Origin of the sequence: Klebsiella sp. D-Nf1 (assembly GCF_002810515.1) — a bacterium.
Taxonomy (GTDB): Bacteria; Pseudomonadota; Gammaproteobacteria; order Enterobacterales; family Enterobacteriaceae; genus Klebsiella; species Klebsiella variicola.
On sequence record NZ_PIOK01000002.1, the window covers coordinates 1 to 22,000 of the forward strand.

Sequence of the window (22,000 nt, forward strand, 5' to 3'; positions counted from 1 at the left end):
TTGCGCTACTGACGCTGGATGATGAGCTTCGCGAGCGACAGATAGTCTGGCCCGCGCTGAGATCGCTGCTGGCGGTGACCGGGTTTCTGGTCAGATTCCCGGCCGGTCCGGTATTTAGCGATTAACGAGGCTCCCCAAACGGGGAGCCGTTTAGTTGGTGGCCGGGTATTCCTGGACGGCGATATGGAGCGTAATTTTCTTATCATCACGCATGATAACCACCGGAATTTCCGATCCCGGGCGGATCTCGGCCACCTGATCCATCGTCTCCAGCGCAGAGACCGCGGGTTTGTCATTTACAGAGATGATCACGTCGTTGGCGCGGATCCCGGCTTGCGCGGCCGGTCCGTCCGGCGCCACATCGTTAACCACGATCCCCTGGATCTGATCGATCCCGCCACCCTGCGCGTGCAGCGGGGCGATCTCCCGGCCGCTAATGCCGATATAGCCGCGGATCACCCGGCCATCCCGGATCAGCTTATCCATAATTTTGGTCGCTAACTGGAACGGGATCGCAAAGCCAATGCCTTCCGGCGTTTCGCCGTCATTGCTCTTGTCAAAGGAAAGGGTGTTAATCCCCATCAGCTCGCCGAGGGAGTTCACCAGCGCCCCACCCGAGTTACCGTGGTTAATCGAGGCGTCAGTCTGCAGGAAGTTCTGGCGGCCGGTCGGGTTGAGGCCAATGCGCCCTGTGGCGCTGATGATCCCCTGAGTGATGGTCTGCCCCAGGTTATAGGGGTTGCCAATCGCCAGGACGACATCGCCAATATGCGGCGTGCGTTTCGGGTTGATCGGGATCACCGGCAGCCCGCCGGTGGCGTTGATCTTCAGCACGGCGAGGTCAGTCAGGGTGTCGGAGCCGACCAGCAGCGCTTCGAAGACGCGGCCGTCCTGCAGCGCGACAATGATCTGATCGGCATCGTTGATAACGTGTTTGTTGGTCAGGATATAGCCGCGCTGGTCCATGATCACCCCGGAGCCAAGCGTCAGCTGATTATGGCTGGTGCTGTTCAGGGCGCGGTTATAGACGTTCACCACGGCGGGCGCCGCGCGGCGTACGGCGGCGTTATAGCTCACAGGGGAGTCGTCTGCCGTATCGTTTTGGGTGGTCGGCGTCAGTTGCCACTGGCGCAGCGATGGCATCAGGGCCAGCAGCAGGCCCCCGACAATCAAACCGATAAGTATCGAACGTAATAACTTTCCAGGCATGATGCAAGTATCGTTAATGAATGGTCAGACGCAGCATAGCATGAGTTGTCCGGACATCGCACATGGCGGCGATGTCCGGGAAGACAATCAGCGCAGCAGCAGATAAATGCTTTCGTTGCCGCGGATCACGTTCAGGGCGATGACCGGCGGTTTGCCTTCAAGCACTTTGCGCAGTTCGGCAATCGAGTGAATACGTTCCCGGTTAAGGCCAATGATAATGTCATCCTTATGCAGGCCGACCTGGGCGGCGGCGCTGCCTTTATCGACATTATCGATCACCACGCCTTTGGTACCGTCCTTCATCTGACCATCGCTGAATGAGGCTCCCTGCAGGGCTGGGATAATCAGCTCGGCGCTGGCGGTGGAGGAGGTGCTCTTATCCAGCGTCACTTCGACATCGACCGGTTTTCCATCGCGCAGCAGGCCAAGTTTGACCTTGGTCCCCGGTTCGGTGGTGGCGATACGCGAGCGCAGTTCGGCAAAACTGTTCAGCGGCTTGCCGTTCAGACTGACAATGACGTCGCCGGATTTGATCCCTGCTTTGGCGGAACCGGAGTTTGGTAACACTTCACTGACGAAGGCGCCGCGCTGAACGTCGAGATTCATCGCCTTGGCGATATCGGCGCTCATTTCCATGCCTTTAATGCCCAGCAGGCCGCGTTTGATTTCGCCAAACTGAATGAGCTGGTCGGCGAGGGTTTTCGCCATGTTGCTTGGAATGGCAAAGCCGATGCCGATGCTGCCGCCGCCCGGCGCCAGGATCGCGGTGTTGATCCCGATAAGCTCGCCATTGAGGTTCAGCAGCGCGCCGCCAGAGTTGCCGCGGTTAATCGAGGCATCGGTCTGGATGAAATTCTCCAGCCCTTCAAGATTCAGGCCGCTGCGGCCAAGGGCTGAGATAATGCCGGAGGTGGCAGTCTGGCCAAGGCCGAACGGGTTGCCGACGGCGACAGCGAAGTCGCCGACGCGGAGTTTATCGGAGTCAGCAATGGCGATTTGCGTCAGGTTCGCCGGCTTAACCAGTTGCAGCAGCGCAATGTCGCTCTGTTCATCGCTGCCGACCAGTTTGGCATCAAACTCACGGCCATCGTTCAGCTGGACGCTGATCTTCTGCGCCTGATTGATGACGTGGTTATTGGTTAGCACGTAGCCCTTCGCTGCGTCGATGATGACACCGGAGCCGAGCCCTTCAAACGGCTGCGCCTGCTCCTGCGGGGCGTTATCACCAAAATATTTCTTCAGCTCTTCCGGCATATTGAGCGTCGGCGAGGCGGTGCCTTCCACCTGCACGCTGACCACCGCTGGCAGGACCTTTTCCAGCATCGGCGCCAGGCTCGGTAACGCGCCCTGGCCGGGCACCTGAGTCGGTAAGGATGCTGCTGCCGGAGGCAGGGCCGACAACGATAACCCAATGCTTAACGCTAACGCACTCAACAGCAAAGTCTGTTTCTTCATTAGATGCTGGCTCTCGTAACCTGAGGTGTATGGAAAAACGTCCTGAATAACCTGATGTTATTGAATTTTTGCACAGGTAACAATGTGGGTACTGGTTTAAATTGTAGCCGGGAAGTGGGGGAAGGAGCGGGCGCGGTGGGCGCGCCCGGAGATATTTTATCAGACGCGATCAGTTAATCGCGTTTTGCGCCACCGCGCAGTAAACCGGATGCGCCTTCAGAATAGTCGCGCGGCATCTGGACAGGGGCCTGATCGTTGCTGGCTTCTGACTCTTCCAGGCGGTTGCGGAACGGGTTGGCGTCTGCCATAGAGTCCGGCAGCAGGTTGTTAGAGCTTTTCGCCATATGCTGATACAGCTGACGATAGTCGTGCGCCATGTTATCCAGCAGTTCGGCGCTGCGCGCGAAGTGGCTGACCAGCTCTTCACGGTATTCTTCAAGCTCGGCTTTATTTTTTTCCAGTTCGAACTGCAGCGCCTGCTGCTGGCGCAGTTTGCGGTTGCCGAAACGCATGGCGACGGCACCAATAATGATACCGACGACTAATCCAATTAGCGCGTATTCCCAGGTCATGAACATCTCCCGTTGTTTTGTGGTTCCGTAGGGTGGCTGTTAGGCTCTCCGCCTGCGCCCGATAGTGCCACTATAACCGCTAATTCCACAGAAGTGGAATCCTGGCGTATCATCGCGTAGTGTAGAACGGCCTTTTTTTCGTCAATCGTGAGCTTCGGCATTACGGTTTTCAAGGAATAACAATTAGATCATGCAAAGCCTGTCTCCAACATCGCGTTACCTTTTAGCCCTGAAAGAGGGCAGCCATCAACCCGACGACGTCCAGCAAGAAGCGGTGAGCCGCCTTGATACCATTTACCAGGAACTGCAGACTCAGCCCGCGCCCGTCGCGTCAGGCGGCGGTTTGCGCGCGAAATTCGGCAAACTGCTGGGTAAGCGCGAACCGGCTGCCGAGGCGGCACCTGTCCGCGGCCTGTATATGTGGGGCGGCGTGGGGCGGGGAAAAACCTGGCTGATGGACCTGTTTTACCAGAGCCTGCCAGGCGAGCGTAAGCAGCGCCTGCATTTTCATCGCTTTATGCTGCGCGTGCACGAAGAGCTGACCACCCTGCAGGGACATAGCGACCCGCTGGAGATTGTCGCCGACCGCTTTAAAGCGGAAACCGATGTGCTCTGTTTCGACGAGTTTTTCGTCTCCGATATTACCGATGCCATGCTGTTGGGCGGGTTGATGAAAGCCCTGTTTGCCCGTGGCATCACCCTGGTCGCCACCTCCAATATTCCGCCGGATGAGCTCTATCGCAATGGCCTGCAGCGCGCTCGTTTTCTGCCTGCTATCGACGCCATCAAGCAGCATTGCGATATTATGAACGTCGATGCCGGCATCGATTATCGTCTGCGTACGCTGACGCAGGCGCACCTGTGGCTGTCGCCGCTGAACAGTGAAACTCGCGAACAGATGGATAAACTGTGGCTGGCGCTAGCCGGGGCGCCGCGCGCGGCTGTCGGCCCGACGCTGGAGATCAACCACCGCGAGCTGCCCACGCTTGGCGTCGAAAACCAGACGCTGGCGGCGTCGTTCGCCACGCTGTGTGTGGATGCCCGTAGCCAGCATGACTATATTGCTCTCTCCCGTCTGTTCCACACCGTGATGCTGCTCGACGTGCCGGTGATGACCGCGCAGCTGGAGAGCGAAGCGCGGCGCTTTATCGCTCTGGTGGATGAGTTCTATGAGCGCCACGTGAAGCTGGTGGTCAGCGCCGCGGTGCCGCTGTACGACATTTATCAGGGTGAGCGGCTGAAGTTTGAGTTTCAGCGCTGTCTGTCGCGTCTGCAGGAAATGCAGAGCGAAGAGTACCTCAAGCGTCCGCACATGCCCTGACAGGGCACTTTTTCCCGGCAGATTCAGGGCCGGAAGGCCGCCCCGGGACCTGCCTGAAAAATCTCATAAAGGGGTCGATCTTTGACCCCGACTTCTCTATAATCTTGCGACCCCACGTTACAAGAAGGTTTTTTTCCCGAAACTTTCTATGTGCCGGCATAGGCTATTCGAAGGGGTAGGTTTGCTGGACAATGTCGTGTGAACCTCAACTGACTAAACGTTTGGGTGTTCACCAACGTGTAACTTATTATTTGGGTAAGCTTTTAATGAAAACTTTTACAGCTAAACCAGAAACCGTAAAACGCGACTGGTATGTTGTTGACGCGACCGGTAAAACTCTGGGCCGTCTGGCTACTGAACTGGCTCGTCGCCTGCGCGGTAAGCATAAAGCGGAATACACTCCGCACGTTGATACCGGTGATTACATCATCGTTCTGAACGCAGAAAAAGTTGCTGTAACCGGCAACAAGCGCGAAGACAAAATGTACTACCACCACACCGGCCACATCGGTGGTATCAAAGAAGCGACCTTTGAAGAGATGATTGCCCGCCGTCCTGAGCGTGTGATTGAAATCGCGGTTAAAGGCATGCTGCCAAAAGGCCCGCTGGGTCGTGCTATGTACCGTAAACTGAAAGTTTACGCGGGTAACGAGCACAACCACGCGGCACAGCAACCGCAAGTTCTTGACATCTAATCGGGATTATAGGCAATGGCTGAAAATCAATACTACGGCACTGGTCGCCGCAAAAGTTCCGCAGCTCGCGTTTTCATCAAACCGGGCAACGGCAAAATCGTTATCAACCAGCGTTCTCTGGAACAGTACTTCGGTCGCGAAACTGCCCGCATGGTAGTTCGCCAGCCGCTGGAACTGGTCGACATGGTTGAGAAACTGGATCTGTACATCACTGTTAAAGGTGGTGGTATCTCTGGTCAGGCTGGTGCGATCCGTCACGGTATCACCCGCGCTCTGATGGAGTACGATGAGTCTCTGCGTGGCGAACTGCGTAAAGCAGGCTTCGTTACTCGTGATGCTCGTCAGGTTGAACGTAAGAAAGTCGGCCTGCGTAAAGCACGTCGTCGTCCGCAGTTCTCCAAACGTTAATTGTTTTCTGCTCACGCAGAACAATTTGCGAAAAAACCCGCTCCGGCGGGTTTTTTTATGGATAAAACGGCTGTTATCCACAATCATGCCGCCGCTTTTCGCCACTTTTTCAGCATTTCCAGAATCCCCTCACCACAACGTCTTCAAAATCTGGTAAACTATCATCCAATTTTCTGCCCAAATGCTGGTGATTGTTCATTTTTTGTTTTATTCGTGAACGAAGGTGACATCACGCTACTGGGGTTTTTACATCTGGCCGGTCATGAGTGACTGGCAGCAGTACAAAATTCTGAATATACCTGGAGGTTTTCATGGCTGTCGCTGCCAACAAACGTTCGGTAATGACGCTGTTTTCTGGTCCTACTGACATCTATAGCCATCAGGTCCGCATTGTGCTGGCTGAGAAGGGTGTCAGTTTTGAGATAGAGCACGTGGAGAAGGACAACCCACCTCAGGATCTGATTGACCTCAACCCGAATCAAAGCGTACCGACGCTGGTGGATCGTGAGCTCACTCTGTGGGAATCTCGCATCATTATGGAGTATCTGGATGAGCGTTTCCCGCATCCGCCGTTAATGCCGGTTTATCCGGTGGCGCGTGGAGAAAGCCGCCTGTATATGCAACGTATCGAGAAGGACTGGTATTCGCTGATGAATACCATCCAGAGCGGTACCGCAGCACAAGCTGATGCTGCGCGTAAGCAGCTGCGTGAAGAACTGCTGGCTATCGCGCCGGTCTTCACCCAGAAACCTTACTTCCTGAGCGACGAGTTCAGCCTGGTAGATTGCTACCTGGCGCCGCTGCTGTGGCGTCTGCCGGTTCTCGGTGTGGAACTGGTTGGCGCAGGCGCGAAAGAGCTCAAAGGCTACATGACTCGCGTATTTGAGCGTGATTCCTTCCTCGCTTCTTTAACTGAAGCCGAGCGTGAAATGCGCCTCGGTCGGGGCTAAATAATGGATGTATCACAGCTGACGCCGCGTCGTCCGTATTTATTGCGGGCGTTTTATGAGTGGCTGCTGGATAACCAGCTGACGCCGCACCTGGTAGTGGATGTCACTCTGCCGGGCGTGCTCGTACCGATGGAGTACGCGCGCGACGGTCAAATCGTTCTCAATATTGCCCCGCGTGCGGTCGGCAATCTGGAGCTGGCGAATGACGAGGTGCGTTTTAACGCGCGCTTTGGCGGCGTTCCGCGTAACGTTTCCGTCCCGCTGGCTGCGGTACTCGCCATCTATGCCCGTGAGAACGGCGCTGGCACGATGTTCGAACCTGAGGCGGCCTATGACGAAGATGTCAGCAGCCTCAACGATGATGACGTCGCGCCTGAGAGCGAAAGCGAAACGGTGATGTCGGTGATTGATGGCGATAAGCCGGATAATCACGACGACGATCCTGACGACACGCCGCCGCCGCGCGGTGGTCGCCCGGCGCTCCGCGTTGTGAAGTAACGCCTGACAGGCCCTCCGGGGCCTGTTTTTTTTGCCTGCCTGCTTTGTTAACCCCGCCACACATCACGCGTCCTGCGGCTGATACTGTTATTGCCACACTTATCTTTCAGGGAGCAGTCATGTCTTTACTTGCACAACTGGATCGGCGTATTCGCCATGACGGCGGGTTAATTGTCTCCTGTCAGCCGGTACCGGGCAGCCCGCTGGATAACCCCACCATCGTCGCGGCGATGGCGCTGGCGGCAGAGCAGGCGGGGGCGGTGGCGCTGCGCATAGAAGGTCTGGCCAACCTGCATGCCGTTCGTCCGTTAGTGACGGTGCCCATTATCGCGCTGATTAAGCGCGATCTGCATGATAGTCCGGTGCGTATTACGCCGTGGCTTGAGGATGTGAATGCCCTGGCGCAGGCGGGGGCCGATATCATTGCGGTTGACGGCACGCGGCGTCAGCGTCCGGCCTCTGTCGCATCGTTGTTGGCGGCCATTCACCGCCAGGGGAAAAACGCGATGGCAGATTGTTCCTCTCTCGACGATGCCCTGGAATGCTGGCAATTGGGTTTCGATATGGTTGGCACCACCCTCTCAGGCTATACCGCAGAGGAGACACCGGACGAACCGGACCTGGCGCTGGTGAAAAGCCTGAGCGCCGCGGGATGCAGAGTCATCGCTGAGGGGCGCTACAATACGCCTGCGCAGGCGGCTGAGGCGATGCGTTGCGGTGCGTGGGCGGTAACCGTCGGATCGGCGATCACCCGCTTAGAGCATATCTGCGGCTGGTATAATTCGGCGCTGAAAGCGGCGGTTTGCCCGGCGAATGAGCAATAAAAAAGCCCGATGGCGTTAACCATCGGGCTTTTATGCGCTGAGGCTCAGAGTCTAATCAGACTTCAAGGTAGTTCAGGATCCCGTCCGCCGCTTTACGGCCTTCGGCAATCGCAGTGACCACCAGGTCGGAACCGCGAACGATATCGCCACCGGCGAAGATTTTCGGGTTGCTGGTCTGGAACGCGTTGTCGCTGCCTTCCGGCGCGATGATGCGGCCCTGAGAGTCCAGCTCGACGCTGTGCTTCGCCAGCCACTCCATGCTGTGCGGACGGAAGCCAAAGGCCATTACCACCGCATCAGCCGGCACCACGTGTTCAGAACCGGCGACGATCTCCGCGCGACGGCGGCCTTTCGCGTCCGGCTGGCCCATCTCGGTGCGTGCCATCTTCACGCCGCACACTTTGCCATTGGCATTCACTTCCACACCCAGCGGCTGGACGTTGAACTGGAACTCCACGCCTTCTTCACGCGCGTTTTTCACTTCGCGTTTTGAACCCGGCATGTTCTCTTCGTCACGACGATAGGCACAGATCACGTGCGCCGCATTCTGACGAATGGAGGTCCGCACGCAGTCCATCGCGGTGTCGCCACCGCCGAGCACGACCACGCGTTTGCCTTCCATGCTGACGTAGGGCTCATCAGCGGTTTCACCGAAGCCCATGATCTGCTTGGTGTTAGCGATCAGGAACGGCAGCGCGTCGTAGACGCCCGGGGCGTCTTCGTTGTCCAGTCCACCGCGCATCGACTGATAGGTCCCGACGCCGAGGAACACGGCATCGTACTCCTTCAGCAGGTCGTCGAGCTGCACGTCACGGCCCACTTCGGTATTGAGTTTGAACTCAATGCCCATGCCGGTGAAGATTTCACGGCGGCGGGTCATCACCTCTTTTTCCAGCTTGAACGCCGGGATACCGAAGGTCAGCAGGCCACCGATTTCCGGATGGCGGTCAAACACCACCGCTTTGACGCCGTTGCGGGTCAGCACATCGGCACAGGCGAGGCCCGCCGGGCCAGCACCGATAATAGCGACGGTTTTACCGGTCGGCTTCACGCCGGAGAGATCCGGACGCCAGCCCATTTCAAACGCTTTGTCATTGATATAGCGTTCGATGTTGCCGATGGTCACCGCGCCGAACTCATCGTTCAGCGTACAGGAACCTTCACACAGGCGGTCCTGCGGGCAAACGCGCCCGCAGACTTCCGGCAGGGTGTTGGTCTGATGCGACAGCTCAGCCGCCTCAAAAATACGCCCCTCGTTGGCCAGCTTCAGCCAGTTCGGGATGTAGTTATGCACCGGGCATTTCCATTCGCAGTACGGGTTGCCGCAGGAGAGGCAGCGATCTGCCTGCGCCTTGGCCTGGCCTTCTGAAAACGGCTCGTAAATTTCCACAAACTCAATTTTACGGATCTTCAGCGGTTTCTTTGGCGGATCAACGCGCTGCAGGTCGATAAATTGATAAACGTTCTGACTCATCTTAACCCCTTACTGCGCCTGCACCCGCAGCTCAGCTGCGGAACGACTACGGTGACCCAACAGTGCTTTAACATCGCTGGACTTCGGTTTAACCAGCGCAAACTTCGCGGAGAAGGCCGGCCAGTTGGCGAGGATCTCTTCGCCACGTTGCGAACCGGTAAGCTGCACGTGTTCGGTGATTAAACCGCGCAGGTGCTCTTCATGGATAGCCAGAGAATCAACGTCCAGCACTTCCACCAGTTCCGGGTTCACGCGTTTACGGAAGTCGCCATCTTCATCCAGGACATAAGCAAAGCCGCCGGTCATCCCTGCGCCAAAGTTGACGCCGGTTTTACCGAGCACGCAGACGATGCCGCCGGTCATATATTCACAGCCGTTGTCACCGATGCCTTCCACCACGGTAATGGCGCCGGAGTTACGCACGGCGAAACGCTCGCCTGCGCGGCCTGCGGCGTACAGACGACCACCGGTCGCGCCGTACAGGCAGGTGTTGCCGATAATGCTGGCTTCATGGCTGCGGAACGCAGAGCCGACCGGAGGACGAATGGCCAGCAGACCGCCCGCCATGCCTTTCCCGACATAGTCGTTGGCATCGCCGGTCAGATGCAGCTCTACGCCACCGGCGTTCCACACGCCGAAGCTCTGGCCTGCGGTGCCGCTAAAGTGGGCGACGATCGGATCCCCGGCCAGTCCCTGGTCACCATGGGTCTGGGCAATATACCCGGACAGCGAGGCCCCCACGGAGCGGTCGGTATTGCGGATATCGAACCAGAACGTTTTGCTCTGCTTTTCATCCACGTACGGTTTCGCCTGCTGCAGCAGCTGCGCGTTGAGTACACCGTTATCGAACGGTGGGTTGTTCTCGGTGCAGTACAGCGCTTTGCCCGGATGCGGCTCTGCGGTCTCCAGCAGTTTACCCAGATCCAGTTTCTGCTGTTTGGCAGTAAACCCATCCAGCTCTTTGAGCAGATCGGTGCGGCCAATCAGATCCACCAGACGCTTGACGCCCAGCTGGGCCATCAGCTCGCGGGTCTCACGGGCGATAAATTCAAAGTAGTTGGTCACTTTGAACGGCAGACCGTGATAGTGGTTCTTACGCAGTTTGTCATCCTGAGTCGCCACGCCGGTCGCGCAGTTGTTCAGGTGGCAAATACGCAGGTATTTACAGCCCAGCGCGACCATCGGGCCGGTACCGAAACCGAAGCTCTCTGCGCCGAGGATCGCCGCTTTGATGATATCGAGGCCGGTTTTCAGGCCGCCATCCACCTGCAGACGGATCTTATGACGCAGACCGTTAGCAACCAGCGCCTGCTGGGTTTCCACCAGGCCAAGCTCCCACGGACAGCCGGCATATTTCACCGAAGAGAGCGGGCTCGCCCCGGTGCCGCCGTCGTAGCCGGCGATGGTGATCAGGTCGGCATAGGCTTTGGCCACGCCGGTGGCGATGGTGCCAACACCCGGTTCAGAAACCAGTTTGACCGAAATCATCGCTTTCGGGTTGACCTGCTTGAGGTCGAAAATCAGCTGTGCCAAATCCTCGATAGAGTAGATATCGTGGTGCGGCGGCGGGGAGATCAGCGTCACGCCCGGTACGGAATAGCGCAGTTTGGCGATATACGGGGTAACTTTATCGCCTGGCAGCTGGCCACCTTCACCCGGTTTCGCCCCCTGGGCGACTTTGATCTGGATGACGTCGGCATTGACCAGATAGGCTGGCGTGACGCCGAAGCGGCCGGACGCGACCTGCTTGATGCGCGACACTTTATTGGTGCCGTAGCGCGCCGGGTCTTCACCGCCTTCACCGGAGTTAGAGAAACCGCCGATGCTGTTCATCGCTTCCGCCAGCGATTCGTGCGCTTCCGGGCTCAGGGCGCCGATCGACATCGCCGCGGTATCGAAGCGCTTGAACAGCTCTTTCGCCGGTTCTACGTCGTCGATACTGATAGCGTCTTCGCCTGGATTGAGCGCCAGCAGATCGCGCAGCGTGGCCGCCGGACGTTCGTTAACCAGCTTCGCGTATTGTTGATAGTCGCTGTATTCGCCGCTCTGCACGGCCTTCTGCAGGGTCTGAACCACGTCCGGGTTGTAGGCGTGATATTCGCCGCCGTGCACGAACTTCAGCAGGCCGCCCTGAGCCAGTGGCTTACGTGCCAGCCAGGCGCGTTTCGACAGATTCAGCAGATCCTGCTGGAAATCGTCGAAGCCGGCGCCGCCGATGCGGCTGACCACGCCCTGGAAGCAGAGATCGGAAACCTCGCGATGCAGACCGACGGCTTCGAACAGCTTCGAGCAGCGGTAGGACGCGATGGTGGAGATCCCCATCTTCGACATGATCTTGTACAGACCTTTGTTGATACCGTTGCGATAGTTCAGCATCACCGCACGGTAGGCTTTATCGATAGCTTTGCTGTCGACCAGCTTCGCCAGGGTTTCATAGGCGAGGTACGGATAGATAGCTGTCGCGCCGAAGCCAAGCAGGACCGCAAAGTGATGCGGATCGCGGGCGCTGGCGGTTTCAACGATGATGTTGGCATCGCAGCGCAGACTTTTATCGACCAGACGGGTCTGGATCGCGCCAACGGCCATCGGCGCCGGTACCGGCAGGCGGTCTTTGGCGATGTTGCGGTCGGACAGCACCAGCAGCACGGTACCCTCGCGCACCATTTGCTCTGCTTTGTCACACAGGGCTTTCACCGTCTCGCCGAGGGAGGTCTCTGCCGGGTTAAATGTGATGTCGAGGACGTCGGCACGATAGTGCTCTTCTTCCATCGTCGTCAGCTGTTTGAAATCGGAGTACAGCAGGATCGGCGATTTGAAGCTCAGGCGATGGGCCTGGCCTTCCGCTTCGCAGAAGACATTCATTTCGCGACCGATGCTGGTGGCCAGCGACATGACGTGCGCTTCACGCAGCGGATCGATAGGCGGGTTAGTCACCTGGGCGAACTGCTGACGGAAGTAATCGTAGATAATGCGCGGCTGGCTGGAGAGCACGGCGAAAGGCGTGTCATCGCCCATCGAACCGACCGCTTCCTGGCCATTTTCGCCGAGCACGCGCAGGACGGAGTCCAGCTCTTCCGCGCTGTAGTTAAACTGTTTCTGGTAGCTGGCGAGCGTGTCGTCATCCAGTTGGCGGCTGCCGACTTCTTCTTCCGGCAGATCTTCGAACGGCACCAGGCGACGAACGTTTTTCTCCATCCACTCTTTGTACGGGTGGCGGCTCTTCAGATCGTCATCGGTTTCTGCCGAGTGCAGAATGCGTCCGGCGCGGGTATCGATAACCATCAGCTCGCCCGGGCCCACGCGGCCTTTCTCGACCACTTCGTCCGGCTGGTAGTCCCAGATACCGACTTCAGAGGCGCAGGTGATGAGCTTATCTTTGGTAATGACGTAGCGCGCCGGGCGCAGGCCATTACGATCGAGGTTACAGGCAGCGTAGCGGCCATCGGACATGACGATGCCCGCCGGGCCATCCCACGGCTCCATATGCATGGAGTTAAAGTCGAAGAACGAACGCAGCTCCGGATCCATATCCGGGTTGTTCTGCCAGGCTGGCGGCACCAGCAGGCGCATGGCGCGCACGATATCCATCCCGCCGGCCAGCAGCAGCTCCAGCATGTTGTCCATTGAACTGGAGTCAGAGCCGGTTTCGTTAACGAACGGCGCGGCGTCGTGCAGATCCGGGATCAGCGGGGTCTGGAACTTATAGGTACGGGCGCGGGCCCACTGGCGGTTGCCGGTGATGGTGTTGATTTCACCGTTATGCGCCAGGTAACGGAACGGCTGGGCCAGCGGCCAGCGCGGCACGGTGTTGGTGGAGAAGCGCTGGTGGAACAGACAGATGGCCGACTCCAGGCGCAGATCCGCGAGGTCCAGGTAGAAGCGCGGCAAATCTGCCGGCATACACAGACCTTTATAGATGTTGACCAGGTTGGACAGGCTACAAACGTAGAAATCTTTGTCTTCCTGCAGGCGTTTTTCAATGCGACGACGCGCAATGAACAGACGGCGCTCCATATCGCGCGGGCGCCAGCCAGCCGGGGCGTTCACAAAGATTTGCTCAATACGGGGCAGCGAGGAGAGGGCGATTTCACCGAGGACGCCTTCGTTGGTCGGCACATCGCGCCAGCCGACAATCGACAGGGTCTCAAGCTGAAGTTCTTCTTCAACGATGCGGCGCGCCGCTTTAGCCAGCTCAGGATCTTTATTCAGGAACAGCATCCCAACGGCGTAGTTTTTGGCTAAACGCCAGCCGCGCTCTTCAGCAACGATGCGGAAGAAACGATCGGGTTTTTGCAGCAGCAGACCGCAACCGTCGCCGGTTTTACCATCGGCAAGGATTGCGCCACGGTGCTGCATGCGGGCCAGTGCGTGTATCGCGGTTCGCACTACCTTGTGGCTAGGTTCGCCTTCTATGTGGGCGATCAGGCCGAAACCACAGTTATCCCTCTCAAGGGATTTGTCGTACAACATATCAGTGAACCTCCCCAGGCTCTACGGACACCCTCCGATACCGATTGCGCACAGGCACAGAAAGAGCATGGCGACGGGGTTTGCACCTCGCATTCGCCCTCTTTAAATCCTTTTCGCATCGGTACACAAGTTTGAGGACTTGCTGTTAAGAGGGAATCTCAATTACTGCATAAATATGATGAGCAGAGTGCTCATCCAGAAAGCTTCCAGCGGATCCCCAACTTATCGGGAATCCACACTTACGTCAAATGGCAATCTTATTAATACAAAAATGTGCTATACAGGTATTAACTTATTGTTTTAAAAATAAATAGTGCCATTTTTTGTGCTCTTGATACGCCTGCTTAGGGTAAGGCTAGTGTGATCTGTCTCACTGTGCGCGCGGCTTTGCGTTACCGTTATGCGCTGAAATATATTCCACTGTTAGCATATTTGACTGCAATGTATTTTCATGGTGGATATTAATACTGTTTTTTGCCGTGAAGAAGATTAGGGCTATCCGCAGGTGAAATATAAGCAAAACTCATCACCGCAGAGGTGAATGAAATTGCAGTAATCATGATTGTTTATGCAATGAGGGTGGCCGCCGCGCTGACGATTGATCCAGGTCATCGCCGTCGGTGACAAAAAGTGGCAGGCTTGGCCCCCTTTGTTGAGGCCGGTCTATCAGATTATGCAGTTACAGAAATTAGTCAATATGTTTGGTGGGGATCTTATGCGCCGCTATGGCGAAAAGGTCCATAAGCTGACGCTGCACGGCGGTTTTAGCTGCCCGAACCGCGACGGCACGCTGGGCCGCGGCGGCTGCACTTTCTGTAATGTGGCTTCCTTTGCCGATGAGGCGCAGCAGCATCGCTCCATCGCCGAACAACTCGCTCATCAGGCGCAGCTCGTCAACCGGGCAAAGCGCTATCTGGCCTATTTCCAGGCCTATACCAGCACCTTCGCTGAAGTGCAGGTGCTCCGCTCGATGTATCGTCAGGCCATCAGCCAGGCGAATATCGTCGGCCTCTGCGTCGGCACCCGTCCGGACTGCGTGCCGGAGGCGGTCCTCGATCTGCTGAGTGAGTATCATGAGCAGGGGTATGAGGTATGGCTGGAGCTGGGACTGCAAACCGCCCATGATAAAACCCTGCATCGGATTAACCGTGGGCATGATTTCGCATGCTACCAGCGCACCGCGCGTCTGGCGCGAGAGCGCGGGCTGAAGGTCTGCGCGCATCTGATCGTCGGCCTGCCCGGGGAGACTCAGGGGCATTGCCTGGAGACGCTGGAGCGGGTGGTGGCGACCGGCGTGGACGGCATCAAGCTGCACCCGCTGCATATTGTTAAAGGCAGTATTATGGCCAAAGCGTGGCAGGCCGGGCGTCTCGATGGCATTGAGCTGGAGGCGTATACCGTTACCGCCGGGGAGATGATCCGCCATACGCCGCCGGAGGTGATCTATCACCGGATATCGGCCAGCGCCCGTCGACCCACACTACTGGCGCCGCTGTGGTGCGAAAATCGCTGGACCGGAATGGTTGAACTGGATCGCTATCTGAATGAACAGGGCGCTCAGGGATCGGCGCTGGGCCGCAGCTGGGTCGTCCCCCAGGCCGTGAAGTGATATCAGATGATGCCCGGCCAGATCGCTGCGCCGGGCATGGCTTTCCTGTCACCTACGCCTGGCTGGTTTTCATCGTCAGACGTGGGGTTTTAATCACGAACAGTACCAGAAGGGCGCCAAGCGCGGCGATGGTGCCGGCGAGAATAAAGGCGCTGTCGAATTTGCCGGTAGACTGCACGATATAGCCCGTAACAATTGGCCCCACGATGCCGGAGACGCTGCCGATAAGATGGATAAAGCCGCTGGCGCCGCCGACGCGGGATTTATGCACCACGTCCTGAATAATCGCCCAGTAGATCGCCCCGGTCACATAGAGGAAAAAGATGGAGACCGACATCAGCAGAACGGCAGGAACGACGCTGCTAACGGTACCGGCGAGTCCCACGCAGAGCGCGGCCATTAACAGGCATACCACCAGCACGATTTTGCGCGACAGCAACAGCCGTCCAGTCAGGTTAAATATTTTATCGGATATATAACCCCCCAGCGCCAGACCAACAAAGCCGACAATCCACGGGATCATAGTGGTGAGACTCATCTGTTTAATATCCAGATGGTGCTGCTGGACCAGATAGGACGGGAACCAGCTGAGAAAGAAAAACAGAATATAGTTGTAGCAGAAGAACGCAAATGCCGTCACCAGAATAATAGGCTGCTTGAGATAATAACCCAATGAGTGGGCAGTTTGATTTTCTACGGTTTCCAGGGCGTCCTCCTCATGCTTCATTTTATTAATGAGCATGAGCTCTTCCTGACTGACATGCTTATGTTTGTCAGGCGAGTTAGCGGCAATAAAAAACCACACGACCATCCACACAATACCGATGGCGAAAATAATCATAAACGCGGGACGCCAGCCGAAAGCCAGGGCCAGATAACCGACGATGGGACCGGCGACCGCGCCGCCCAGCGGAGAGCCGGCGCTGAGGAACCCCACTGCGGTTGCCGCTTGCTTTTTAGGAAACCAGCCGTTAATCATCTTGTTCGCTGAGGCGCAAATCGGGCCCTCTGCCATCCCGAAGAGCACCCGCAGCACCAGCATGGAATAAAAGCCGGTGGCAACCGCGGTTAAGCCGCAAAACAGCGACCATAACCCAACCGCCAGACCCATCACCAATGTGGCGCCAAATTTATCGACGGCGAGGCCGCCAATAAAATTAAAGACCGCGTAGCCGAAGAAAAAGCTGCCGAAAATCATACCAAATTGTTCAGCGTTAAGTGCAAGGTCCTTTTCAATCATCGGCACCGTAATGGATAATGCCACCCGGTCCAGATAATTTATCATATATACTAAAAATAATAACAGGACGATAATCCAGCGAATATTTTTTCCCATGATAACACCATGCTCATTATATGATTTATATCAGGCGCGGCGGATGTACAGATATCCGTCGGCCGTTATTTAAAAATGATGTCGGCTTAGCCTAGCTGCAGCAGCACTTTGCAGCAGGTCTTCCGATCGTTGGCGAAAATCTCCATGGCCTCTTTCACCTGCTCCAGCGGCATACAGTGGGTTATTAACGCCTCAGGATGAATAAGGCCTTTCTCCATCCAGTCGATGACCAGCGGAAAGCGCCCGCTGTTCAGTCGGGAGGAGAAAATGGCGATCTCTTTACTGGTGATGCTTTGCTGGGTCAGCGTGGACGCCTCGCCGGAGAAACCGAGTATGCCGATACGGGCGGCAGGGGAGGCGAGGAGGATTGCCTCCTGCAGAATGGCTGGGTGGCAGGCGGCATCAATGACCAGCGTGGGGGCTAGCTGCCGCTGCGCCAGCTGATCCGCCAGCGGCTGATGGGTGTTATCGAGCGTCAGATCGGCGCCGTTGTCCCGCGCCATCTGTAGACGCTCGGCAATGCGGTCCACGGCGATTACCTGCTTAACGCCATACACCCCCTTCAGCGCCTGGATCACCGTCAGGCCCATCGGGCCAGCGCCGTAGACCAGGGCGATATCCTGCGGCGTGGGCTGCAGTTGGGCGGTAATATTTGCTGCAATAGTAAAAGGCTCAACCATTGTCGCCTGACGATCGCTGATGGCCTCCGGAATGCGCCAGGCATTCTTGGCTGGCACGCAGGCATAGTCGCTGAATCCCCCATCGCGGTGCACCCCGATGACCTGGAGCTGCGCGCAAACATTCGGCCGACCTACCGAGCAGGGATAACAATGGCCGCAGCTGACTACGGGGTCGACCGCGACGCGTTCGCCGATACGCGACGGAGAGACCTGCTCGCCGACGGCATCGATAATGCCGAAGAATTCATGACCAATAACGCGGGGATATTTCGCGAAGGGGTTGTGGCCCTGATAGATATGCACATCGGAACCACAGATCCCGGCAAAGGCGATTCTCACCCGTACCTCATGGCTGCCCGGAACGGGAACCGGACGTGATTCAATATTCAGCTGGCCTGGCTCTTTGACGACGACGCTTCTCATTTCTTTTCCTTCCATTGTCTGTTTTGCGAACGAATGTCGCTGCTTTTTATTACCATACAAGTATGCATTTGATCATAAATAGCTCTGGATCACATTTGGAAGAGGTCGTCAGAAAAAGCCAGGCTATTATTAATCTATTGAAATAAATTGAAAAAAAAATATGAATACGCCGGGATGGGCTTGCCCGGTGCAGGAATGTGATCGTTATCACGACAGTGAAGGACAATTCGATTATGATTGCTGGTATGGTAGTAGGGTAAAAATTTAAATTATGAAGCAGGTGATAACGATGCAGATGACAATGCGCTGGTTTGGGCCAGAGGAAGACAAGGTTTCATTAGAGCATATACGACAGGTGCCCGGCGTGGAGGGGGTAGTTGGCGCGCTCTATGACGTCGCGGTGGGTGAGGTATGGCCAGTCGATAAAATTGAGCGTCTGGTCAGCCAGGCCCATGCCGCGGGCCTGAAAATGGAGGTGATAGAGAGCGTCAACATTCATGATGACATTAAAATCGGCCTTCCTTCCCGTGACCGCTATATTGCCAACTATCAGCAGACCATTCGCCACCTTGCCCGCTTCGGCGTCAAAGTTATCTGTTATAACTTCATGCCGGTTTTCGACTGGATGAAGACGGATATGAACTACGTCCTGCCGGATGGCTCGCTGACGATGGCTTTTGAGAAGAAAGATATCGATAAGCGGCTGGAAGACGTAGTGAAAGAGGTACTGGAGAACTCAAACGGCTTCGCCTTGCCGGGCTGGGAGCCGGAACGGCTGGCGGAGGTGCAGACCCTGTTTGCCAAATATAGCGCGGTGGATGACCACAAGCTGCGGGAGAACCTGGTCTATTTTCTGCGGGCGGTGATCCCGGTCTGTGAAGAGGTCGGGGTGAAAATGGCGATCCATCCGGACGATCCGCCGTACTCGATTTTTGGCCTGCCGCGGGTGGTCAAAAACCGCGACGATCTGGACTGGATCTGCCGGGCCGTCGACTCGCCCGCCAACGGCATCACGCTCTGCACCGGCTCGATTGCCGAAGATCCGGATAACGATGTGTACGCTATCCTGGCAGAGTTTACCCGGCGCAAGCGGATCCATTTCGCCCACGTCCGCAATATTAAGCTGATGCAGGATAAAGACTTTTACGAGTGCGCGCATCCATCAGAGTACGGTTCGCTGGATATGTATAAGGTGATGCAAGCGCTGTATGACAACGGGTTCGACGGCTATATTCGCCCGGATCATGGCCGCTTTATCTGGGGAGAGACCGGACGGCCGGGCTATGGCTTGTACGACCGCGCCCTCGGCGTGACCTACCTGAAGGGCCTCTGGGAGGCATTAAGCAAGCGCTAACCACTCTCCTGACCCTGCCTCTTTTTAGCGGCTGGTTCGCCTCGGCGACCGGCCGTCATATCGGCTCCTTCCCGCATTTTTTGCACAACTTACAGCGCATTGCTCAGAATTGAGTATTATTGTGCGGAGTTGTCGTGAAGGAATCCCCTATGAAGCAAATTCGTATGCTGGCGCAGTATTATGTCGACCTGATGATGAAGCTGGGTCTGGTCCGCTTTTCGATGTTGTTGGCTCTTGCGCTGGTGGTGCTGGCCATTGTGGTACAGATGGCGGTCACCATGGTGCTGCATGGCCAGGTTGAAAGTATCGACGTTATCCGCTCTATCTTCTTCGGTCTGCTGATCACCCCCTGGGCGGTCTACTTTCTCTCGGTGGTGGTGGAGCAGCTCGAAGAGTCCCGCCAGCGTCTTTCGCGGCTGGTGGACAAGCTGGAGGAGATGCGAGAGCGCGATCTGAAGCTGAACGTGCAGCTGAAAGATAACATCGCGCAGTTGAATCAGGAGATTGGCGAACGTGAAAAGGCGGAAGCCGAGCGCGAGACCACTCTCGAGCAGTTGAAGATCGAGATGAAAGAGCGTGAAGAGACGCAGATCCAGCTCGAACAGCAATCCTCCTTTCTGCGCTCTTTCCTCGACGCTTCGCCAGATCTGGTTTTCTACCGCAATGAGGATAAGGAGTTTTCAGGCTGTAACCGGGCGATGGAGCTGTTGACCGGCAAAAGTGAGAAACAACTGATCCACCTCAAACCGCAGGACGTCTATAGCGAAGAGGCCGCGGAAAAAGTGTTGGAAACCGACGAGAAGGTGTTCCGCCACAATGTATCGCTGACCTATGAGCAGTGGCTGGACTATCCCGATGGCCGCAAAGCGTGCTTCGAAATCCGCAAGGTCCCGTACTACGATCGCGTCGGTAAGCGTCGCGGCCTGATGGGCTTCGGGCGCGATATCACTGAACGAAAACGCTATCAGGATGCCCTCGAGCGCGCCAGCCGGGATAAAACTACCTTTATTTCGACCATCAGCCATGAGCTGCGTACCCCGCTGAATGGGATCGTCGGGCTGAGCCGTATTTTGCTGGATACCGAACTGACCAGCGAGCAGGAGAAATACCTGAAGACCATCCATGTCTCGGCGGTGACGCTGGGAAATATCTTCAATGATATTATCGACATGGATAAAATGGAGCGCCGTAAGGTTCAGCTCGATAACCAGCCGGTAGACTTCACCAGCTTCCTTGCCGACCTTGAAAACCTTTCGGGTCTGCAGGCCCAGCAGAAAGGCCTGCGCTTTGTGCTGGAGCCGAGCCTGCCGCTACCGCATAAAGTGATCACTGACGGTACGCGTCTGCGCCAGATCCTGTGGAATCTTATCAGCAACGCCGTGAAGTTTACCCCACAGGGCGGCGGGGTAAATGTCCGCGTGCGCTATGACGAAGGCGATATCCTGCACTTCGAAGTGGAAGACTCCGGTATCGGTATTCCTGAGGCGGAACAAGACAAAATATTCGCCATGTATTACCAGGTCAAAGACAGCCACGGCGGCAAACCAGCCACCGGCACCGGGATTGGCCTCGCCGTATCGCGTCGCCTGGCGCGCAATATGGGCGGCGATATCAGCGTAACCAGCCAGCCGGGTAAAGGGGCGACTTTTACGCTCACCGTCCATGCGCCTGCCATTGCGGAAGAAGTGGAAGACACGTTGGCGGAAGACGACATGCCATTACCTGCACTCAACGTGCTGTTGGTGGAAGACATTGAGCTCAACGTCATCGTGGCGCGCTCGGTGCTGGAAAAGCTGGGCAACAGTGTGGATGTCGCCATGACCGGGAAAGCCGCGCTGGAGATGTTCGAGCCTGGCGAGTACGACCTGGTGCTACTGGATATTCAATTGCCCGATATGACGGGGCTGGATATCTCTCGTCAGCTAAAACAGAACTTTGCCGCGGATGAGTTGCCGCCGCTGGTAGCCCTGACCGCCAACGTACTGAAGAATAAGAAAGAGTATCTTGATGCCGGGATGGACGATGTGCTGAGCAAGCCGTTGTCGGTGCCAGCGCTCACCGCCATGATCAAGAAATTCTGGGATTCGCCGGAAGAGGAAGCGCAGGAAGCGCCGGCGGCCGATGTGCATAAAGCCGACGCGGTGCTGGATACCGATATGCTGGAGCAATATATCGAACTGGTGGGACCGAAGCTTATCAACGATGGACTCGCGGTGTTTGAGAAGATGATGCCGGGCTATATGTCTGTCCTCGAGTCCAATCTCACCGCCCGCGATCAAAAAGGGATCGTCGAGGAGGGGCATAAGATCAAAGGGGCGGCCGGTTCTATCGGTCTGCGCCATATTCAGCAGCTGGGGCAGCAGATCCAGACCCCGGATCTGCCTGCCTGGTCTGATAATGTCGCTGAATGGGTTGAAGAGATGAAATCTGAGTGGCAAAACGACGTGGCGGTACTGAAGGCGTGGGTGGCGAAGGCCGGGAAAAAATGACCCCGGACAGACCGGGGTGCGCGAATACTGCGCCAACACCAGGGAACTGGTGGTTGAGCCAGTGTTATTTGAGTGATGTTGTTACGTGGCGCAACCTGAGAAGTGGATTGCTCGCTCATTAAGATAGCAAAGCTTAACTAATTTGTTACATGAATCAGTAAAATATGTGAAGCATAGCGAGTAAATCGACATTTTTGACTGGTTTCAGCGAGTTGCATGGAGGAGCGAAAGCG

17 protein-coding genes and 1 pseudogene are annotated in these 22,000 nt (G+C 56.6%); 11 read left to right on the forward strand and 7 right to left on the reverse strand.

Going from position 1 to position 22,000, the window contains the following annotated elements:
* Positions 1 to 125, forward strand: a pseudogene (locus tag CWM54_RS29260) (hypothetical protein); the annotation flags it as partial.
* A gap of 25 nt (positions 126 to 150) precedes the next feature.
* On the opposite strand, the gene degS reads toward CWM54_RS29260, so the two are convergent.
* The 3 genes from degS to zapG all read right to left on the reverse strand — a co-directional run bounded on the left by degS (position 151) and on the right by zapG (position 3,236).
* Positions 151 to 1,209, reverse strand: coding sequence for an outer membrane-stress sensor serine endopeptidase DegS (degS, locus tag CWM54_RS09880; protein WP_008806667.1), 1,059 nt, complete (start codon positions 1,207 to 1,209; stop codon positions 151 to 153).
* An 87-nt stretch (positions 1,210 to 1,296) separates the two neighbouring features.
* Entirely contained in the window at positions 1,297 to 2,664 is a 1,368-nt protein-coding gene (gene degQ, locus CWM54_RS09885) for a serine endoprotease DegQ (RefSeq protein ID WP_100680585.1), read from the reverse strand.
* Between the two features lie 173 nt (positions 2,665 to 2,837).
* Positions 2,838 to 3,236, reverse strand: a complete 399-nt coding sequence (zapG, locus tag CWM54_RS09890; RefSeq protein ID WP_012540461.1) for a Z-ring associated protein ZapG — start codon at positions 3,234 to 3,236, stop codon at positions 2,838 to 2,840.
* A gap of 190 nt (positions 3,237 to 3,426) precedes the next feature.
* Here zapG and zapE point away from each other — a divergent pair, with 190 nt between their 5' ends.
* From zapE to CWM54_RS09925, 7 genes are all read left to right on the forward strand, one after another.
* Positions 3,427 to 4,557 (forward strand): cell division protein ZapE, encoded by a 1,131-nt coding sequence (gene zapE / locus CWM54_RS09895; protein WP_061153178.1) that lies wholly within the window; start codon positions 3,427 to 3,429, stop codon positions 4,555 to 4,557.
* Between the two features lie 266 nt (positions 4,558 to 4,823).
* On the forward strand, positions 4,824 to 5,252 hold the full coding sequence (gene rplM, locus CWM54_RS09900) for a 50S ribosomal protein L13 (protein WP_002918559.1): 429 nt from the start codon (positions 4,824 to 4,826) through the stop codon (positions 5,250 to 5,252).
* A gap of 15 nt (positions 5,253 to 5,267) precedes the next feature.
* Positions 5,268 to 5,660: a 30S ribosomal protein S9 gene (gene rpsI / locus CWM54_RS09905; protein ID WP_000829815.1), complete on the forward strand. Its 393-nt coding sequence runs from the start codon at positions 5,268 to 5,270 to the stop codon at positions 5,658 to 5,660.
* A 57-nt stretch (positions 5,661 to 5,717) separates the two neighbouring features.
* A complete protein-coding gene (locus tag CWM54_RS28535; protein WP_136027183.1) occupies positions 5,718 to 5,930 on the forward strand; it encodes a hypothetical protein in 213 nt (70 codons plus the stop codon).
* A 41-nt stretch (positions 5,931 to 5,971) separates the two neighbouring features.
* Positions 5,972 to 6,610 (forward strand): stringent starvation protein SspA, encoded by a 639-nt coding sequence (sspA, locus tag CWM54_RS09915; protein WP_002918467.1) that lies wholly within the window; start codon positions 5,972 to 5,974, stop codon positions 6,608 to 6,610.
* A 3-nt stretch (positions 6,611 to 6,613) separates the two neighbouring features.
* Positions 6,614 to 7,108, forward strand: a complete 495-nt coding sequence (sspB, locus tag CWM54_RS09920) for a ClpXP protease specificity-enhancing factor (RefSeq protein WP_008806663.1) — start codon at positions 6,614 to 6,616, stop codon at positions 7,106 to 7,108.
* Positions 7,109 to 7,227: 119 nt separating this feature from the next.
* Positions 7,228 to 7,932, forward strand: a complete 705-nt coding sequence (locus tag CWM54_RS09925; protein WP_100696958.1) for an N-acetylmannosamine-6-phosphate 2-epimerase — start codon at positions 7,228 to 7,230, stop codon at positions 7,930 to 7,932.
* Between the two features lie 55 nt (positions 7,933 to 7,987).
* Here the strand turns inward: CWM54_RS09925 and gltD are convergent, their stop codons facing one another.
* Together gltD and gltB are read right to left on the reverse strand one after the other, a co-directional pair.
* Entirely contained in the window at positions 7,988 to 9,406 is a 1,419-nt protein-coding gene (gene gltD / locus CWM54_RS09930) for a glutamate synthase subunit GltD (protein WP_008806661.1), read from the reverse strand.
* A 9-nt stretch (positions 9,407 to 9,415) separates the two neighbouring features.
* The gene (gene gltB / locus CWM54_RS09935; RefSeq protein ID WP_077274658.1) at positions 9,416 to 13,876 is read right to left on the reverse strand and encodes a glutamate synthase large subunit; all 4,461 of its coding nucleotides are present in this window, start codon (positions 13,874 to 13,876) and stop codon (positions 9,416 to 9,418) included.
* 673 nt (positions 13,877 to 14,549) lie between these two features.
* On the opposite strand from gltB, the gene CWM54_RS09945 reads away from it, so the two are divergent.
* A complete protein-coding gene (locus tag CWM54_RS09945; RefSeq protein ID WP_100696960.1) occupies positions 14,550 to 15,485 on the forward strand; it encodes a TIGR01212 family radical SAM protein in 936 nt (311 codons plus the stop codon).
* A 52-nt stretch (positions 15,486 to 15,537) separates the two neighbouring features.
* On the opposite strand, the gene CWM54_RS09950 is transcribed toward CWM54_RS09945, so the two are convergent.
* Positions 15,538 to 16,821, reverse strand: a complete 1,284-nt coding sequence (locus tag CWM54_RS09950; RefSeq protein WP_100696962.1) for an MFS transporter — start codon at positions 16,819 to 16,821, stop codon at positions 15,538 to 15,540.
* 86 nt (positions 16,822 to 16,907) lie between these two features.
* Entirely contained in the window at positions 16,908 to 17,924 is a 1,017-nt protein-coding gene (locus CWM54_RS09955; protein ID WP_100696964.1) for a Zn-dependent oxidoreductase, read from the reverse strand.
* Between the two features lie 289 nt (positions 17,925 to 18,213).
* Between CWM54_RS09955 and uxuA the strand changes: the two genes are divergently transcribed.
* Positions 18,214 to 19,278 carry a mannonate dehydratase gene (uxuA, locus tag CWM54_RS09960; protein ID WP_047667027.1) on the forward strand — a complete coding sequence of 355 codons (1,065 nt, stop codon included), beginning with the start codon at positions 18,214 to 18,216 and terminating at the stop codon, positions 19,276 to 19,278.
* Between the two features lie 149 nt (positions 19,279 to 19,427).
* Positions 19,428 to 21,767 (forward strand): aerobic respiration two-component sensor histidine kinase ArcB, encoded by a 2,340-nt coding sequence (gene arcB / locus CWM54_RS09965; RefSeq protein WP_100696966.1) that lies wholly within the window; start codon positions 19,428 to 19,430, stop codon positions 21,765 to 21,767.
* Positions 21,768 to 22,000: the final 233 nt, after the last annotated feature.

Coding starts and splice junctions, on each gene's coding strand:
- zapG (WP_012540461.1), bottom strand. CDS start 3,236: ATGACCTGGGAATACGCGCTAATTGGATTAGTCGTCGGTATCATTATT.
- uxuA (WP_047667027.1), top strand. CDS start 18,214: ATGCAGATGACAATGCGCTGGTTTGGGCCAGAGGAAGACAAGGTTTCA.
- CWM54_RS28535 (WP_136027183.1), top strand. CDS start 5,718: ATGGATAAAACGGCTGTTATCCACAATCATGCCGCCGCTTTTCGCCAC.
- zapE (WP_061153178.1), top strand. CDS start 3,427: ATGCAAAGCCTGTCTCCAACATCGCGTTACCTTTTAGCCCTGAAAGAG.
- rpsI (WP_000829815.1), top strand. CDS start 5,268: ATGGCTGAAAATCAATACTACGGCACTGGTCGCCGCAAAAGTTCCGCA.
- arcB (WP_100696966.1), top strand. CDS start 19,428: ATGAAGCAAATTCGTATGCTGGCGCAGTATTATGTCGACCTGATGATG.
- gltD (WP_008806661.1), bottom strand. CDS start 9,406: ATGAGTCAGAACGTTTATCAATTTATCGACCTGCAGCGCGTTGATCCG.
- sspA (WP_002918467.1), top strand. CDS start 5,972: ATGGCTGTCGCTGCCAACAAACGTTCGGTAATGACGCTGTTTTCTGGT.
- CWM54_RS09925 (WP_100696958.1), top strand. CDS start 7,228: ATGTCTTTACTTGCACAACTGGATCGGCGTATTCGCCATGACGGCGGG.
- rplM (WP_002918559.1), top strand. CDS start 4,824: ATGAAAACTTTTACAGCTAAACCAGAAACCGTAAAACGCGACTGGTAT.
- sspB (WP_008806663.1), top strand. CDS start 6,614: ATGGATGTATCACAGCTGACGCCGCGTCGTCCGTATTTATTGCGGGCG.
- CWM54_RS09950 (WP_100696962.1), bottom strand. CDS start 16,821: ATGGGAAAAAATATTCGCTGGATTATCGTCCTGTTATTATTTTTAGTA.
- CWM54_RS09955 (WP_100696964.1), bottom strand. CDS start 17,924: ATGAGAAGCGTCGTCGTCAAAGAGCCAGGCCAGCTGAATATTGAATCA.
- gltB (WP_077274658.1), bottom strand. CDS start 13,876: ATGTTGTACGACAAATCCCTTGAGAGGGATAACTGTGGTTTCGGCCTG.
- degQ (WP_100680585.1), bottom strand. CDS start 2,664: ATGAAGAAACAGACTTTGCTGTTGAGTGCGTTAGCGTTAAGCATTGGG.
- degS (WP_008806667.1), bottom strand. CDS start 1,209: ATGCCTGGAAAGTTATTACGTTCGATACTTATCGGTTTGATTGTCGGG.
- CWM54_RS09945 (WP_100696960.1), top strand. CDS start 14,550: ATGCAGTTACAGAAATTAGTCAATATGTTTGGTGGGGATCTTATGCGC.